The organism is Cryobacterium sp. SO2 (genome assembly GCF_026151165.2).
Lineage (GTDB): Bacteria > Actinomycetota > Actinomycetes > Actinomycetales > Microbacteriaceae > Cryobacterium.
In genome coordinates this window covers 581862-599303 of the sequence record NZ_CP117849.1, presented here as the reverse complement: position 1 = coordinate 599303, position 17442 = coordinate 581862, and the positions used below count along the sequence as shown (strand labels likewise).

The 17442-nt window shown below is 68.5% G+C and carries 7 protein-coding genes; 2 read left to right on the top strand and 5 right to left on the bottom strand.

The genetic code is table 11. From position 1 onward, the window contains the following. The first annotated feature begins 91 nt into the window (after nucleotides 1-91). A complete protein-coding gene (locus BJQ94_RS02735; RefSeq protein ID WP_265398053.1) occupies nucleotides 92-823 on the top strand; it encodes a CPBP family intramembrane glutamic endopeptidase in 732 nt (243 codons plus the stop codon). A gap of 9 nt (nucleotides 824-832) precedes the next feature. Here BJQ94_RS02735 and BJQ94_RS02730 read toward each other — a convergent pair whose 3' ends face one another. From BJQ94_RS02730 to BJQ94_RS02710, 5 genes are all read right to left on the bottom strand, one after another. Beyond that, nucleotides 833-2446, bottom strand: a complete 1614-nt coding sequence (locus tag BJQ94_RS02730) for a carboxypeptidase regulatory-like domain-containing protein (protein WP_265398054.1) — start codon at nucleotides 2444-2446, stop codon at nucleotides 833-835. 133 nt (nucleotides 2447-2579) lie between these two features. Further along, nucleotides 2580-4469 carry a hypothetical protein gene (locus tag BJQ94_RS02725; RefSeq protein WP_265398055.1) on the bottom strand — a complete coding sequence of 630 codons (1890 nt, stop codon included), beginning with the start codon at nucleotides 4467-4469 and terminating at the stop codon, nucleotides 2580-2582. 127 nt (nucleotides 4470-4596) lie between these two features. Next, nucleotides 4597-11049 carry a carboxypeptidase regulatory-like domain-containing protein gene (locus BJQ94_RS02720; protein WP_265398056.1) on the bottom strand — a complete coding sequence of 2151 codons (6453 nt, stop codon included), beginning with the start codon at nucleotides 11047-11049 and terminating at the stop codon, nucleotides 4597-4599. A 436-nt stretch (nucleotides 11050-11485) separates the two neighbouring features. Then, the gene (locus BJQ94_RS02715; RefSeq protein WP_275875545.1) at nucleotides 11486-15982 is read right to left on the bottom strand and encodes an Ig-like domain-containing protein; all 4497 of its coding nucleotides are present in this window, start codon (nucleotides 15980-15982) and stop codon (nucleotides 11486-11488) included. Nucleotides 15983-16080: 98 nt separating this feature from the next. Beyond that, nucleotides 16081-16365 carry a hypothetical protein gene (locus tag BJQ94_RS02710; RefSeq protein ID WP_265398924.1) on the bottom strand — a complete coding sequence of 95 codons (285 nt, stop codon included), beginning with the start codon at nucleotides 16363-16365 and terminating at the stop codon, nucleotides 16081-16083. Between the two features lie 231 nt (nucleotides 16366-16596). On the opposite strand from BJQ94_RS02710, the gene BJQ94_RS02705 reads away from it, so the two are divergent. After that, nucleotides 16597-16803: a hypothetical protein gene (locus BJQ94_RS02705; RefSeq protein WP_265398923.1), complete on the top strand. Its 207-nt coding sequence runs from the start codon at nucleotides 16597-16599 to the stop codon at nucleotides 16801-16803. Nucleotides 16804-17442 lie beyond the last annotated feature (639 nt).

The following is a 17442-nucleotide window of genomic DNA, read 5'->3' as shown; positions in this document are numbered from 1 at the left end:
GCGCCCCTCAGCCATGCTCCCACATTTCAGTAGTGGTCCATCCACCGAAATGCCCGAAGCGCAACCCCTCCGAACCGCTAGTTTGGGCTTCATGACATCTGCCGCCGACCGCGTCTCCGGGCCTCGCCCCGGGCTGGGGATTGCTGCTGTCGGCCTGGTGAGCACCGTTCTACTGGTGGTATTGCTGAATGAGCTGTACCGGCGGGGTGTGTTCGCGGACCAGCAGCAGGCCGTGCTGCTGAGCTACCTAGTGGTATGGCTGCCGCTGCTCGGAACCGTGTTAACTTTCTGTTTCGCGGTGGGCGCGCGGCCGGGGCTGCGCGGGGTCCGCTTCGCGTTTCAACCATTGGATCTGCTTTGGGGACTCACCCTTGGAGTGGTGGCCCGGGTGCTGGCCACGGTCGTGGAGATCGCCGGTTACGGTCGGATGGGATCCTCAGGAGGCGCCTTGGATGCACCGGCGCACGACCTCTGGTGGGTCTTTGCGGTGATCTTGGCCCCCGTTGTGGTGTCGCCCTATATAGAAGAACTATTTTTCCGCGGCCTGGTTCAACGCGCTGTGCAATCGGCGTCCGCCGCCAACCGGGCCAGTCCCCGTCTGGCCGTGGGGATCGCAGTTGCGGTGAGCGCGGTCACATTCGCGCTCCTGCATGTGATCGATACCAGCTCCATCACGGCCACCGTGGTGATCGGTGTGTCCACGCTTCTCTTCGGCCTGGGAGCCGGCGCACTAACCGCGGTGACCGGGCGCTTAGGCGGCGCGATCGTGGCGCATGTGGTGTTCAACGCGCTTGTGGTGCTGCCAGCGGCGCTCGGCGGTTAGTCGAATTCGTTAGTCAGCACTGCGGGTCGCGGCAGCCGCCAGCTCGGCGGTCTTGCCGGTGACGTTCTGGCCGGCGGTGACGCGGATGACTGTGGCCGTGGTCGGCTGGGCATCGTCGTGCCACCACTCGGCGACGAAGGTGGTGCCGGGCGGGGCCGAGAAGCGCAGCGTGTACGCGCCAGCCGGGAGGCCCGTGAGGGTGTATTCGCCGCTGCTGTTCGTGGTGGTGGAGCGGCTGAGCCGGCCGTCGGCGCCGATCGCGGCCACCGTGGCCGCGTTCAGGCCCACGTTGCGGGCACCGGCCGCGTAGACGGTGCCGCTGATCGACGCAGTCGGCACGAGCGCCGCATCCGCACCGTCGATGGTCTTGCCGGCCGTGAGAGTGAAGGCGATGGCGGCGGACCGGCTGGTCTTGTTGACCCACCACTCGCGCAGGTAGCCGGCGCTGCCGTTGGCGCTGCCGCCGGAGAACTGCAGAGAGTACCCGCCGGCGGCGAGGCCGGTGAGGGTGTAGTCGCCGCGGGCGTTGGTGCGGGCGGAGGCGATGCTGCCGCCGGAGACGCCGTTCTGGACGCTGGCGACGTAGGCGTACACCCAGGCGCCCGCGATGCCGCCGCCGGTGGCGGTGTCGGAGACCCGGCCGGTGACGGTGGCCCCGGCGGCCAGGGTGACGTTCTTGCCGGTGACAGGGGTGTCGGCGGTGAGGCGGATGACCGCGGCGGTGCTGGGGTGCGCCTTGTCGTGCCACCACTGGGCCACAACCGTGCTGCCGGCGGGCGGGGTGAAGCGCAGGGTGAAGGCGCCGGGAGCGAGCCCGCCGAGGGTGTAGCTGCCGTCGCTGGTGACCGTGGCGGTGGCCTGCAGGGTGCCGTCAGCGTCGAAGGCGGACACCGTGGCGCCGGCCAGCGGCTCGGCGGGTGACCCGGCGGAGACGGTGCCGCTGATCGAGTCGACGGGCAGCAAGGTGGCGTCCTTGTCGGTGACCGACTCCCCCGCCGCGACGTCGAACGTGTCGGCGGCGTCTTGGCTGGCCTGGCCGCCCCACCACTCGGTGCGGTAACCGGTGCTGGTGAACTCGAGGGTGTAGCTGCGCACGTCGAGGCTGTAGAAGGTGTAGTTGCCGTCGGCATCCGTGCTGCTGACGGGGATGGCCGAGCCGTAGGCGCCGGATGGCGTGTAGATGTACACCGAGGCGCCGGCGATGGGGGCGCCGGTGGCCTGGTCGGTGACCCGGCCGGTGATGCTGGTCTCGCCGGCGAACGTGGAGGCCGGCTGGGTGGGTGTGGGTGCCGACGTGGGGGTGACGCTGGGCGACGGGGACGCGGTTCCGGTAGGGGTCGGGGTCGGCGTAGTCGTCGGGGTGGCGCTCGCTGTGGCGGTGGGCGTGGGCGTCTCGGTGGCGGCGAACGTGGCCGTGGGGGTCGCGGTGGCGGTTGCGGTCTCGGTGGATGCCGGGAGTCCGGTCGGCGTCGGGGCTTCGGTGGGCACCGGGGTGACGACTGCTGTGCTGACCGCGGGTGTCGTGCGGGCGCTGGCGGTGACGGGCGCGGTGGTGGTGGCGACCAGGAGACCGGCGAGACCGAGGACGGTGAGGGCAGAGCGAATCGGTGCTCGATGTGGCATGACGCGTCCCCCTGATTCCGATTGGTGTGCTGGTGAGCACCCCATCGAGCCCAGTTGCACCAGCCTATTCGCGGAGCGGACGCAGAACGAGATCGCGACACCCCGGTTCGGGGCAGTTTCGGAGCCGGCCGGGCTACTTGACCACCTTCACCGTGACGACGCTGGTCTTGACGGCGGTGACGTACCCGGCCTTCGCGCCGGTGACCCGGACGGTGAGCCGGCTGCCGACCGTGCCGGCGGTGGGCTTGTAGGTGCTGGCGGTGGCGCCGGGGATGGCGATGCCGGCCGTGAACCACTGGTACTTGAGCGTGACCGTGGCCGGAGTCCAGACACCCGGCTTGGCGGTGAGGGTCTGCCCCACCTTCACGGTGCCGGAGATCGTGGGCGTGGGCGTGGCCGTGAGGGTCCTGATGATCGTGGCGGTGGCCGCGCTCGTCTTGGCCGCCGTGGTGAAGGCGGTCTTGGCGCCGGTGACCCGCACGGTGATGGTCTTGCCGCCGTCGGCCGCGACGAGCTTGTAGGTGCTCGCGGTGGCCCCGGTGATGTTGATGCCCGCGCGGCGCCACTGGTAGCTGAGCTTCACCGGGGCCGGCGCCCAGGTGCCCGCCGTGGCGGTGAGGGTCTGCCCGACCGTGCTGGTTCCCGAGATCGTGGGCGTGGGGGTCGCGGAGAGGATACCGCCGGTGACCATGGCCGTGGCGAGGCTGGTTTGGGCGATCGTGGTGACGTCCGCTATCCAGGTGCCGGTGGCCGTCACCGTGAGCGTGGCACCGGCATCCGCCCTGACCGGCGTGTAGGTGCTGGCGGTGGCACCGGTGATGGGCTTGCCGGCCCGGGCCCACTGGTAGGTGAGCTCCCCCGGGGCTGGCACCCAGCCGGCCGGCTTGGCAGTGAGCGTCGCGCCGACGCGGGCCGTGCTGGAGCCGATGATGGTGGGCACGGCGCCGGCGGAGACCGTGTGCGGGAAGAGGTCGACGTTCAGCCCGGTGCGCGTCTGCCCGGTCGTGAGGGTCACGGTTCTGGCGGTGGCCCGTGTGGGCTGGTCGTTCCACCATTCCACGAGCGGGGCGGGATCGGGCTCGATGCTGAACTGCAGCGTGTAGGTGCCGGCGTGCAGGTCGGGCACCGTGTAGTTGCCGGCGCCGTCGGCCGTGCCCGAGCTTGCCGCCACGCCGGCTGAGTCGTAGGCGGTGACGACGGTGCCGCCCAGGGGACCGAACTCACCGTAGGTGACGGTGCCGCTGAGGCTGGCCGCCAGCTCCAGCACCGCGTCGATGCCGGTGGCGGTCTGTCCGGCGGCTACGGTGATCGGGTTCGCGGTGGCTTCGCTGGGCTGGTTGTTCGACCATTCAATCAGATAGGGCGTCTCGTAGGGCCAGAATTTCACGGTGTGCGGCGAGGTAGATAGGCCGCGAATCGTGTAGTTACCGCTCGAGTCGGTGACCACGGCCGAGCCGTCGCCGTCGGGGTCGGTAGCGATCACCGTGACGCCGGAGAACCCGGTGGGCGGGCTGCCGGCGGCAGAGACGTTGCCGGTGATGGACGATTCTCGCGGCAGGGTGGCGGTGAAGCCGGTCTTGGTGGCGCCGGCAGCGAGATCGAAAAATGTGGCCGTGGACAGCAGGAGCTTGTTCTTCCACCACTGCGTGGCGAAACCGTCGTTGTATGCCCACATCTGCAGCGTGTAGCTTCCGGCGGGGATGTCCGTTATCTGGAAGGTGCCGTCGCCACCGGTTCGGCCGAGTTTGACCTCGTCGCCGGCGTGGTTGACCACCCGCACGTAGGCACCGGATTCCGGTGCGGCGGCCCCGCCGTCCTGCCCATCACCCAGGATGGTGCCGCTGATGGTGGCGCCGACGGCGACGACGGCCTGCGCCGGGGCGGCGCCGGCGAGCGGGCTGACGGCGAGCAGGCTGCCCAGCAGCCCCGCCACGAGGAGCGCCGCCAGTCGGGCGCGGGCGACGTTGCGGGGGCTGGTCTGCCGGCCGGGGATGAGCGCGATCAACGATCGAAAAGCACGCACGGGGCTCCTGGGGGCCGACACTGCACAGAGAACTTCTCGGTCGAGAAATGCTGGCTCAGCTTATTGTTCAGAATCAGGCGGCCCGGCCCCCAGTTCAGGGGTGGATTCGTGCGGATGGCGGGCCCGGTTACTTGACCACCTTCGCGGTGGCGACGCTGGTCTTGGCCACCGTGGTGAAGCCCGACTTGGCGCCGGTGACCTTCACCGTGAGGGTCTTGCTCACGTCGGCGGCCACCGGCTTGTAGGTGCTCTTGGTGGCCCCGGTGATGGCCCTGCCGCCGCGCAGCCACTGGTAGCCGAGCGTGACCGTGGCCGGCGCCCAGGTGCCCGCCTTGGCGGTGAGGGTCTGGCCCACCTTGGCGGTGCCCGCGACGGTGGGCACCGGGGCGGCCGTGAGGACCCCGCCGGTGATCAAGGCCGTGGCGGCGCTGGTCTTGGCCACGGTGACGTAGCCCGCCTTGGACCCGGTGACCGTGACCGTGAGGGTGGCGCCGGCATCCGCCGTGACCAGCTTGTAGGTGCTGGCGGTGGCGCCCGCGATGGCTTTGCCGGCCCGCAGCCACTGGTACTTGAGCGTGACCGTGGCCGGGGTCCAGGTGCCGGTTTTGGCGGTGAGGGTCTGGCCCACCTTGGCGGTGCCCGTGATGGTGGGCGTGGGGGTGGCGGTGAGCGACTGGGTGACCGCGGCGGTGGCCACGCTGGTCTTGGCCACCGTGGTGAAGCCGCTCTTGGTGCCGGTGACCTTCACCGTGATGCTCTTGCCGGCGTCGGCCGCGACGAGCTTGTAGGTGCTCGCCGTGGCCCCGCTGATGGCGGTGCCGGAGCGCAGCCACTGGTAGCCGAGCGTGACCGTGGCCGGAGTCCAGGTGCCGGCCTTGGCGGTGAGGGTCTGGCCCACCGTGGTGGTGCCGGTGACAGTGGACGCCGGGGCGGTGAGCACGCCGCCGGTGACCATAGCCGTGGCGGCGCTGGCCTTGGCCACGGTGACGTAACCGGACTTGGACCCGGTGACCGTGACCGTGAGCGTGGCGCCGGCATCCGCCGTGACCGGCGTGTAGGTGCTGGCGGTGGCGCCGGTGATGGCGGTGCCTGCTCGGGACCACTGGTACTTGAGGGTGACCGTGGCCGGCGACCAGGTGCCCGCGGTGGCGGTGAGGATCTGGCCCACCTTGACTGTGCCGGTGATGGTGGGCACCGGGGTCGCGGTGAGTGGCTGGGCGATCGCGGCGGTGGCCGCGCTGGTGGTGGCCACGGTGGTGAAGCCGGCCTTGGTGCCGGTGACCGTCACCGTGAGGGTCTTGCCGGCGTCGGCGGTGACGAGCGTGTAGGTGCTCGCGGTGGCTCCCGAAATGGCCGTGCCGGAGCGCAGCCACTGGTAGCCGAGGGTGACCGGGGCTGGTGCCCAGGTGCCGGCGGCGGCGGTGAGGGTTTGGCCCACGGTGGTGGTGCCGGCGAGGGTGGGCACGGGAGTGGCGGTGAGGATGCCGCCGGTGACCACGGCCGTGGCCGCGCTGGCCTTGGCCACGGTGATGTACCCGGCCTTGGAGCCGGTGACGGTGACACTGAGGGTGCTGCCGGCGTCCTCGGCCGTGACCGTGTAGCTGGCCGCGGTGGCCCCGGTGATGGCTGTGGCGCCGCGCGACCACTGGTAGGCGAGGCCTACCGTGGCCGGCGCCCAGGTGCCGGTGGTGACCGTGAGGGTCTGACCCACCGTGGCGGTGCCGCGGATGCCGGGCACCGGGGTGGCGGTGAGCAGGCCGGTGATCGCCGCGGTGGCGGCACTGGTCTGCGTGGCGGTGCTGTAGCCGGGCTTGGCGGCCGTGACCGTCACGGTGAGCGCCGTGCCGGCATCCGCGGCGGCGAGCGTGTAGCTGCTCGCCGTGGCGCCGGAGATGGCGGTGCCGTTGCGCAGCCACTGGTAGCCGAGCGTGCCGGGCACGGGGGCCCAGCTGCCACTGGTGGCGGTGAGGATCTGGCCCACGGTGGTGTCGCCCGAGATGGTGGGCGCCGGAGTGGTGGTGAAGACCTTGTCGACCGTGATGCTGGCGCTCTCGGTGGTGACGGCGGTGTACCCGGACTTGGATCCGGTGACCGACACCGTGAGGGCGGCGCCCGCGTCGGCGGCGACGAGCGGGTAGGTGCTGGCGGTGGCGCCCGGGATGGCGACGCCAGCCCGGAGCCACTGGTAGGCCAGGGTGACGGGGGCAGGCGCCCAGGTGCCGGGGGTGGCGGTGAGGGTGTTGCCCACCTGGCGGACGCCGGTGATGGTGGGGGTGGGCGTGGTGGTGAGGGCGCGGGCTGAGAAGTCGACATCGAGACCGGTCTGCTTCTGGCCGGCGGAGAGGGTCACCGTTGTGGCGGTCTCCTGGGTGGGCTGGTCGTTCCACCACTCCATCGCCTGGGTGCCGACGCCGTAGACGCTGTACTGCAGCGTGTAGCTACCCGGGCGCAGGCCGTGCACGGTGAAGTGTCCGTCCGCGTCGGTCATCCCGTAGCCGGCATAGTCGCCGTTGGGCCGGTGCACCTCGATGAAGACGTCGTCCAGCGACGCCCCGGCCGGCAGGTCGCCCACCACCGAGCCGCTGAGCGAGGCGCCTGGGGCGAGAACGGCGTCCTTGCCCGTGACGACCTGTTCGTCGCCGACGGAGAAGTAGGACGCGGCCTCCGAGGAGTCGGCGTCGTTCCAGTACTCGCCCAGGTAATCCTGGTCACTCGAAGGACTGAACTGCAGGGAGTAGGAGCCGGCGCGCAGACCACGGATCGTGTAGTTGCCGTTCGCGTCGGTGAAGGCCGAGGCGTACTGCACGGTCTGGCCGGGGTTGAGCGGCACGGCGGTGACCGAGACGTCGCGCAGGTTGACGGTGGTGGCACCGGCGCCCTTCACGCTGCCGCTGATCGACGCGGATGCGGCGAGCACTGCGTTCTTGCCGGTGACGGCCTGCCCGCCGGTCACCGTGATGGTGGCCGAGTCGCTCTGGGTGGGCTGGTCGTTCCACCATTCGGTGAGGAAGTTGGACTTGATGGCGACGAACTGCAGGTTGTAGTCGCCTGCGGCAAGGCCGCTGATCGTGTACGCGCCGGCGCCGTCGGTGGTCGCCGAGGCGACCTGCCAGCCGTTGACGGCGTAGGCGGTCACCTGCACGCCGGCCAGGTTGGCGCCGGGCGAGCCGGCACCGGTGACGGTGCCGCTGATGGTGGCGGCCTTGGCGAGTTCGGGGCTGATGCCGCTGACGGTTTGGCCGCTGGTGACCGTGATGGCCGTGGCCGACTCGCGGTTGGGCTGGTTGTTCCACCACTCGCCAAGCGCCACGCCCCGCCAGGAGGAAAACTCCAGCGTGTAGCTGCCCGGGGCGAGGGAGGTGAGGCTGTAGGTGCCGGCGGCATCGACGGACGCCGACCGGGCGGAGGTGCCGTCGGGCGTGTAGGCGTACACCCGGACCGCGGACGGGTCGCCGCCGCCGTCGACCGCGACGGTTCCGGTGATGGTGGCGCCGAGAGTGAGTACGGCATCCTTGCCGGTGACGGCGCCGGCGGCCGCCACGGCGAAGTACTCGGCTGTGGTGCTGGAGGGCTGGTTGTTCCACCACTGGGTGGCGTAGCCGGTGTTGCCGTCCCAGAACTGGAGGGTGTAGTTACCCGCCGGCAGGCCCGTGATGGAATACGCGCCGGTGAGATCGGTGGTGGCCGAGGCGGAGATCGAACCGGAGCGGTTCTGGGCGCTGACCTGCACGGAGGCCAGAGCCTTCCCGGTGTCACCGGTCACGGTGCCGGCGATGCTCGCCCCGGGGGCAAGGTCGGCGGTGATGCCGCTGACGGCCTCGCCAGCGGCGACCACAACCTGCTCGGCGGTGTTCGAGCTGGCCTGGTTGTTGTACCACTCGGACACCCAGTTGCCCAGGTCGGGGCTGAACTGCAGAGTGTAGGAGCCGGCCGGGAGGCCGATCAGGGAGAAGCGACCCTGGGCATCCGTGGTGGCGTAGTTGGAGTACTGGAAGTCGGGGCCGGACAGGGACACGCTGACGTCGCCCAGCGGGGCGCCGCCGCCGGTGACGGTGCCGCTGATGGTGGCGCCGGGGGCGAGGGCGGCGTTCTTGCCGGTGACGGCCTGGCCGGCTCCGACGGTGAAGGTGGTGGCCGTGGACTGGTCCGGCTGGTCGTCGTACCACTCGCGCAGGAAGTTGCCGCTGGCGTTGAACTGCAGGGTGTAGCTGCCGGCGGCCAAGCCCTTGATGGTGTACTCGCCGTTCTCGTTCACGCTGGTATAGCCGACGTTGTTTTCGTTGCTGTCGTACAGGTAGACGTCGCCCTGCGGGATGGCGGCGCCGGTGGTCTCGCTGGTGAGACGGCCGGAGACGCTGCCGCCCACGGCCAGGGTGGCGTCGGCGCCGGTGTGCTTCTCGGCGGTGCTGAGCTCGATGAAGTCAGCGGATTCCTGCGTGGTCTTGTCGTTCCACCACTCGGCGAGGTAGTTGCTGTCGTTGGGGGCGTAGAAGCGCAGCGTGTAGGAGCCGGCGCGCATGCCGTTGACGGTGTAGTGGCCCTCGTTGTCGGTGTATGCCGTGCTCACGGATGCGCCGTCGGCGTCGTAGACCCGCACGCGGGTGTCGGTGAGGCCGGCGGAGTCCTCGCCGATGACGGTGCCGCTGATGCTGGCCGACTGCTCGAGGACGGCATCGATGCCGGTGGTCACCTGGCCGGAGGTGACGGCCACGGTCTGCGCGGTCTCCTGGCTGGGCTGGTTGTTCCACCACTCGCTGAACGCCCCGGACTGGTCGGCCGAGAACCGCAGGGTGTAGTCGCCCGTGGGCAGGCCGGTGATCGAGTAGTGGGCGTTCTCGTCGACGCTCACGGAGGTGACGGAGTCGCCGGCGGCGGTGTAGACCTCCACCATGGCGTCTTCAAGGGCGGAAGCGCCGCCGCCCTGCACCGAGAGGGAGCCCGTAATCGACCCGCCGAGCGCGAGACCGGCATTGAGGTCGGTGATGGTGGCGCCGGCGGCCACGGTGATGTGCTGGGCGGACTCGAAGCTGGTCTGGTTGTTCCACCACTCCTGGGTATACCGCTGGTTGTAGTCGGAGAAGGTGAGGACGTACTCGCCCGCGGGCAGGCCGGTCAGGCTGTAGTTGCCGGATTCGTCGGTGCTGACGGACAGAACCTGGTGCCCATCGGCGGCGAGGGCCTCCACCCAGCCGGTGGACACGGGGGTACCGTCGTCGTCGGCCACGACCTGACCGGTGAGGGTGGCACCGGCGGTGAGGCCGGCGTCCTTGCCGGTGACCGTGGCGCCAGCGGCGACCGCGAAGGTGGTGGCGGTGTACTGGGTGGGCTTGTTGTCCCACCATTCCGAGATGTCGCTGGTGCCCCAGGAGGTGAAGCGCAGTGTGTAGTTTCCGGCGGCGAGGCCGGGGATGGAGTAGCGGCCCTGCGCATCCGTGTACCCAGACCAGATGTCGCCGAGGTTGCCGTTGGCGTCGACCTGGAAGGCCGACACGTTGACCCCGGAGATAGCCTCGCCGTCGCGGGTGTCGCTCGTGACCCGGCCGCTCACGGTGGCGCCTTCGGCCAGCTGGGCGTCGATGCCGGTGATGGGGGTGCCGTCAATGACGTCGATGAGGGTGGCGGTTTCTTGGGTGAGTTTGTCGTTCCACCACTCGTTGACGCGGTCGCCCTGGTCGAGGAACTGCAGGGCGTAGGAACCGGGCACGAGGCCTGTGAGCGTGTAACGGCCGTCGGCGTCGGTCAGGGCGTTGCCGCCCCAGTTGCCGTCGGCGAAGAATGCGTAGATGTCGGTGTAGGCGATCGGGGCGCCGTTATCGTCGGTGACCTGCCCGCTGATGCTGCCGGCCAGGGCGAGGGCAGCGTCGCGGCCGGTGAGGGTTTCGCCGCTGGCGACGGTGACGCTCTCGGCGGTTTCCCGGGTCGGCTGGTCGTTCCACCACTCGGAGAGGTGGGTCGCGCCATTGTCCGCGAACCGCAGGGTGTACTCGCCAGCGGGCAGGCCGCTGATTGTGTACTCACCGGCTTCGTTGGTTCCGCCGCCCCAGCTGTTGCCGGCGGCGTCGAACGCCGAGACATAGACGTCGGAGAGCGCGGTGGCGGGGCTGCCTTCAGCGAGAACGGTGCCGCTGATCTTCGCGCCGCGGGCCAGGGTGGCGTCGAAGCCGGAATTGTCGGAGCCGAGCTCGAAGTAGGTGGCAGTCTCCTGGGTGGCCTGGTCGTTCCACCATTCGCCGGCGAACTCCTCGTTGGAGGGCTGGAACTGGATCGTGTAGGTGCCCTGGGGCACGTTGGTGACCTCGAAGTGGCCTGTCTCGTCGGTGTAACCGGAATCGAGCCAGTCCCCGTTCTCGTCGGTGATGTACACCAAAGTGTCGGGCAGTGGTTCAGCCTGGGCGCCGTTGACTCCGTCGCCGCTGACGGTGCCGCTGATGGTGCTGGCCGGATCGGTGTCGGCCTGGGCCGGGGTGCTGGCGACAAGCGGGTTCACCGCGAGCAGGCCGCCGACGAGGCCGGCGACGAGGAGCGTGGCCAGCGAGGCGCGGGTGCCGCGGCGGTTCCCCGGATTCGGCAATGCGGACACAGCGAACAGCGATCGAAAAGCCAGCACAAGTGCCCCCAGGATTACAACAATGCAGAGTGATGACTCCCCAGTCAGGAAATGCAGGCTCAGCTTATTGTGAGCGGACTATCAGGATTGGTCGAGTTTCCGCCCCAATGCAGGGGTGGAATGGGGCCCGAACCGGTGTCGCATATTGATTCGCAAACTACAAATGAACGCACGCCGGCGCTGTGTCACGGGGGTCTCGACAGGCTCGACCAGCGGGGTGGGGCGTTCCGCAGGTACGGTCGCGACGGGCGTGTGGTTCGTGCCCAATCGCTGGTCGAGCTTGTCGAGACCTTGTGACGTGCGTGTGGGTCGCGCCTGCTTGTTGGATTCACGGGTCAGGTCGCGGGGTCTCGTCAGGCTCGACCAGCGGGGTTGGGGGCGTTGCTGCGGGCCGCCTGTTGGTGGGCGGCTAGACCGACTCGCCTCGACGGCGCCGGCGGAGGGTGAACCCGCCCATGAGCAGACCGGCCAGCAGGAGCGCCCCGGCGGCAGCCACCAACGTGCCGGCGTCGATGCCGGTCTGTGCGAGGCCGCCGTGCGGCTGCACCGTCGGCGTCGGAGTTGCTGGCGACAGCTCAGACTGCACAGTGACGGCAGCCCAGCCGTAGACGTCACCCGCGGCGTCCTGCACGATGACGCGGTGGTTGCCCGCGGGCAGACTGGCCGGCACCGTGATGTCAACCGTTCCGGCGGCGGAGGCGAGCTGCCAGGCCGTGGGCGTTGGGGTGGAGAAGAACCAGGTGAAGTACCACTGATTGGGCACCAGGCCCGAGATCGTGACCGGGTCGCCCGGCGCCACGGTGCCCGCGCTCAACGAGATCTTGCCTTCGGTGGCCGGCGTCACCTCGGTCTCGTCGGGGGCGACCGGCATCGCGGTCGGCTTCGGGGCGTTCTCGGAGGGCGCCGTGGGAGTCGGGGTCGGCTCGGTAGTCGGCTCCGGGGTTGGGGTGGGCTCGACGGGTGTGGGAGGCGTCGGGGTCGCGGTGGGCTTCGGCGTTGCGCTGGGCTCCGGGGTGGAAGTCGGAGCAGTGGGGGTCGGCGTTGAGCTGGGCGTGGGGGTGGGAGGTGCGCTCGGCTCAGGGGTCGGGGCCGGCGTGGGGGTCGGTTCCGGGGTCGGCGTGCTCATGGTGTCGATGGCGTAGCTGTTGGAGTCGATGGTGCCGGAACCCGCATTGCCGGCAGCATCCGTGACGCCGGCGAGGTCGAGGGTGATCAGGTTGGCCGCCGCGATGGTGGCGCTCATCGGGGTGAGCGTGCCCGTCCAGGTGGTGCCGCCGTCGTCGGAGCTTACGCCGGCACCGGTGCCATTGGAGACGCGGGCGTTGGCGATGGTGAGGTCGGCGACGGTGAGCCCGGTGACGGCTTCGGAGAAGGTAATCGTGACCAGCGAGGTGTCACCGAGGGTGAGGGTGTCGTCGGCCACGACCACGGTGGCCGTGGGGAGAGCGGTGTCGACCGCGTAGTTCGCGGAGCCGACCGTGCCGCTGCCCGTGTTGCCGGCCTGGTCGCTCACGCCGGTTTGATCCAGCGTGATGACGTTCATGGCTGCGGTGACGTCGTCCGCGGGGGTGAATGTCGCCATGAAGGTGAGGCCGCCGTCGGTGGAACTGACGTCGGAGAGCACGCCGTTCGCGACCGTGAGGTCGGCGTTGTCAAAACCGGTGACGGCTTCGGAGAATGTGACCGTAACCGGCGAGGACTCCCCGGCGGCGAGCTCTGTCTGCGCCAAGACGACGATGGCCGTGGGGCGTTCGGTGTCGATGGCGTAGTTGGCCGAGTCGGCCGAGCCGGACCCCGCGTTGCCGGCGGCATCCGTGATGCCGGCGAGGTCGAGGGTGATGAGGTTGGACGCCACGGTGATGCCGGCTGTGGGGGTGAATGTGCCCGTGTAGGTGGTGCCGCTGTCGGCGGAGGCCAGGCCGGAGATGGTGCCGTTGGCGACCGTGAGGTCGGCGGCGCTCAGGCCGGGCACGGCTTCGGAGAAGGTGACCGTGACGGAGGCGGTTTCCCCGGAGAGCAACACGGTGGCGCCCAGCACCACGGTGGCCGTGGGGCTCTCGGTGTCGACGACGTAGCTGTTCGAGTCGGCGACACCGGAACCCGTGTTGCCGGCAGCATCCGTGACACCGGTGAGGTCGAGCGCGATCAGGTTGGCTGCTTGGGTGACGCCGTCGGCCGGGGTCAGGGTGGCCGTGTAGGTGGTGCCGCCATCGGCGGAAGTCAGATCCGACACGGTGCCGTTGCCGACGGTGAGGCCGGCGAAGGTGAACCCGGTCACGGCTTCGGAGAAGGTGATCGTGATGAGCGACGTGGCCCCGACGGTGAGCGTCTCCTCGTCGACGACAACGCTCGCCGTGGGACGCTGGGTGTCGACCATGTAGTTGGCCGAGCCGGCCTTGCCGGCGCCGGTGTTACCGGCCAGGTCGGTCACGCCGGTGCGCAGCAGTAGGACGGTGTTGACGCCTGCGGTGACGTCATCCGTCGGGGTGAAGGTCGCTGTCCAGGTGAGGCCGCCGTCGGTGGAGCTGACCTCTGAGAGCGTGCCGTTGCCCGCCGTGAGGTCGGCGTTGTCGAAACCGGTGACGGCTTCGGAGAACGTGATCGTCACGGTCGAGGTCTCCCCCACGGTGAACGACGTGTCAGCCAGCACCACGCTCGCCGAGGGGCGATCGGTGTCGACGATGTAGTTGTTGGATGCCGCCGTGCCGAAGCCCGTGTTGCCGGAGGCTTCCCTGACGCCGGTGAGGTCGACCGTGATCACATTGGTGGTGTCGGTTGTTTCTCTCTTCGGGGTCAACGTGGCCGTCCAGGTGATGCCGCCGTCTGACGAGCCCAGCCCGGACAGGCTGACCTTCGGGTACGAGATGTCGTCCGTGGTGAGGCCGGTCACGGCCGTGGAGAACGTGATGGTGAGGCTCGATGTCTCGCCGAGGGCGAGTGTGTCGTCGGCCACCACGACGGTGGCCGTGGGGCGCACCGTGGCGACCTGGTAGTTGTTCGAGTCGGCGGAGCCGGTGCCCGCATTAGCCGCCGCGTCGCTGACACCGGTGAGGGCGAGAGTGATCACGTTGGTGGTGTCGGTGACGGCGCTCGTGGGCGTGAGCGTCGCCGTCCAGGTGAGGCCGCCATCGGACGACTCCACGTCGGAGAGGGTGCCGTTCGCGGCGGTGAGGTCGGTGTTGTCGAAGCCGGTGACGGGTTCGGAGAACGTGATCGTGACCGACGAGGTCTCCCCCGCGGCGAGGGCGGTGTCGTCCACCAGCACAGTGGCCGTGGGGCGCACGGTGTCGACGGCGTAGTTGTTGGAGACGGCCGAGCCGACGCCCTGGTTGCCGGAGGTCGCCGCCCAGACGCCGGTGAGGTCGACCGTGACCACGTTGGAGGCATCGGTGACGCCGCTCGTCGCGGTCAAGGTGGCCGTCCACGTGACACCGCGGTCGAGCGACCGCAACCGGGTGAGGGAGGCGTTCGGAAAGGAGATATCGGTTGTGGTGAAGTCGGTCACGGCCACCGGGAACGTGATGGTGACGGTCGTCGACTCACCGACGCCGAGCGCGTCGTCGGCAACCACGACGGTCGCCGTGGGGCGCTCTGTGAGAACCCGGAAATTGCTCGATACGGCGGAGCCGGTGCCCGCGTTACCCGAGGCGCCGGTGACACCGGCAAGGCCAAGAGTGATCAGGTTGGTGGCGTCGGTAACGCCGCTCGTGGGCGTGAGCGTCGCCGTCCAGGTGAGGCCGCCATCCGTGGACGTCACGGCAGTCAGGGAGCCGTTCTCGACGGTGAGGTCGGCGTTGTCGAAACCGGTGACAGCCTCGGAGAACGTGATGGTGACGGCCGAGGTCTCGTCCACGTGGAGGGCGCTGGCGTCTATGACGACGCTCGCCGTGGGACGCACGGTGTCGATCGCGTAGTTCGCCGAGTTGACCGTGTCTTGGCCGGTGTTGCCGGACAGGTCGCTGACCCCGTAAAGGGAGAGGGCGAAGAGGTTGGCGGTGTCGGTCACGCCGCTGGTGGGCGTGAACGTCGCCGTCCAGGTGATGCCGCCGTCGGCCGACGCAACCGGACTGAGCGAGCCATTCTCGACGGTGAGGTCGGAGTTGTCGAAACCGGTGACCGCTTCGGAGAAGGTGAGCGTGACGAGCGAGGTCTCACCGGCTATGAGGAGACCGTCGGCCACGACGATGTTCCCCGTAGGCCGCAGGGTGTCGACCATGAAGTTTGCGGAGGTGAACGTGCCGGTGCCGGCGTTGCCGGATAGGTCGGTCACGCCCGCACCGTTGAGTGAGATGGTGTTGGTCACGTCCTCGCGGTTGCTCATCGGCCTGAAAGTGGCCGTCCAAGTGGTGCCGCCGTCAGTCGAGACCACGCCCGACAGGGAACCGTCCGTGCCTAAGACGAGATCGAGGTCGTTGAAGCCGACGACGGCCTCAGCGAACGTGATCGTGACCAGCGAGGTGGTCCCGTCCGTCAACGCGGTGTTGTCGAGCACGATGGTGGCGGTGGGGCGCTGGGTGTCTATCGCGTAGTTGTTCGAGTAGGTCACGCCGGTGCCCGCGGTGTCGTCACCGGTTACGACCCCTTCGAGGTCGAGGGTGATCCGGTTGGTGGCGTCGGTAGTGCCGACGGTCGGTGTGAAGGTGGCCGACCAGTTGATGCCGATGTCGGACCGGGTGACCTCGGACAGGGTGCCGTTCTCGACAATGAGGTCATTGTTTTCGAAGTCGCTCACGGCCTCGGAGAACACGAACGTGACCGTCGACGTTTCATTGACGATCAGCGAGGTGTCATTCATGACCACGGTTGCCGTGGGCCCGCCGATCGGCGCGGCGAGAGCAACTCCCGGCCAGCCAAGGGAGAGGGCGAGCGCGGTGATCGCGGTGAGTGCAACGGCACGAAGGTTCATTCGGGTCCCTGTCTAATGAGGGACCGCAGAGGTGGTCGCCGCGAACTCATGTTAGTGGTCGGCGAGGTAGGGCGGTCATCCGTTTTTGGCGACGCCGTTCAGGGGTGTTCGAGGAACCAGTCGATATCGGCGATGTCCTGACTGGTGGCGACCGGCTCCGAGTCTCTCATCTGCTCTTCGGTGCGGTCGAAGGCCTCGAACCGGACTCTGACGTTCGGGGTGATCAGCACCGAGACCAGGCCGATTCCGGTGGATTCAAAGTCGACAAACGCTGAACGCCCGACCTTCAACGACGCGAGTATCTGTTCTTTGAGTGCCGGGACGTTCTCGTCCTCGGCAATGATGAACGCTTGTCCATCGACGTGTACTTTATTGATCCTCATCAGGACCCCGACCCACTCATCAGCCGGTCGCCCGACTACAGACGAAGCTACACTCCTATCCCGGTCTCGGTGCGGGTCTGGAGAAACCCTCAAGAAGATCCCAGCAAGCCGATCAGTGAGAGGGTGCGTGATCGATCGCGACTCCAAGAGCCCTTGACCGCCACGGCACTTCAATCGAGAATTGGACTAGTCCCCGACGTCATTTTTTAGGGTAAACGAGAGTAGGACAACATGGGCCTCAAGCCCAGTGAGAGCCTCAAGGGAACCGACAGCTGGCACAATCCTCAAGTGCACCAGGCAACCGGAATAATCGTTGCACAGACCAAGGAGACACCTGATGAAGCTGTCAGCCGCCTGCTTGCCTATGCCGCCGCCACGGAGTCAACAGTGGATCAAGTTGCTGCAGACCTACTAGCCGGAAAGATCACCCTCGTCTAACACCGAGGAATGGTTTGTGCAGAGAACTATGGTCTGAGCCTCAGGCTGGCTTCTCCGCAATGGTGAACGGGACGTTGAGGCTCAATATGAGCTCGGAGCACGCCGTCCTGAGCGTCAGGCATGCCGCAGCACACGAAACCCAGGGGCTGTGGAGTAAGGCCATCCGTTCGCACGTTGCCGACGACTCGTCACAGGCCTCAATGCACGCATCCAGCATCGCTATCGCTGCCGATCGGTGACCGCCGGTGGTCCAGGACAGCACTCTCACTGCCACGTTTCCGATCTCGACGCAGTCCAGGTTCGCGAGAAAACACGCTGTGGCTTCGCCGTTGCCGGTGATGGCCAGGCACTTGTCGGCACATTCTTCGCTGGCAACGACGAGCGCGGAGCATGCGTCTTCGCAGGTTCGTATTTGTTGACGGACCAAAGAGCCTCTCACATCAGCATTGCGCACAATTGTCACCATATTCCCGAAGGAATGACCTCGGTAGGTCGACACGACGGGCGTCCGCACTCATCAGGCGCACTGTGATCTGGAGAATGGGACGCGAGCCGTGAGCAAAGCACGCTTCCGGACATCCGGTTGGGGCCCAACTCACGGCTCGCGAGAACCAGCGGATGGGAGCGAGCGCGGGCGGG

Bases quoted from the DNA above. Each gene is read 5' to 3' on its own strand.
- BJQ94_RS02735 (WP_265398053.1), top strand. From the start codon at position 92: ATGACATCTGCCGCCGACCGCGTCTCCGGGCCTCGCCCCGGGCTGGGG.
- BJQ94_RS02730 (WP_265398054.1), bottom strand. From the start codon at position 2,446: ATGCCACATCGAGCACCGATTCGCTCTGCCCTCACCGTCCTCGGTCTC.
- BJQ94_RS02715 (WP_275875545.1), bottom strand. From the start codon at position 15,982: ATGAACCTTCGTGCCGTTGCACTCACCGCGATCACCGCGCTCGCCCTC.
- BJQ94_RS02710 (WP_265398924.1), bottom strand. From the start codon at position 16,365: ATGAGGATCAATAAAGTACACGTCGATGGACAAGCGTTCATCATTGCC.
- BJQ94_RS02705 (WP_265398923.1), top strand. From the start codon at position 16,597: ATGGGCCTCAAGCCCAGTGAGAGCCTCAAGGGAACCGACAGCTGGCAC.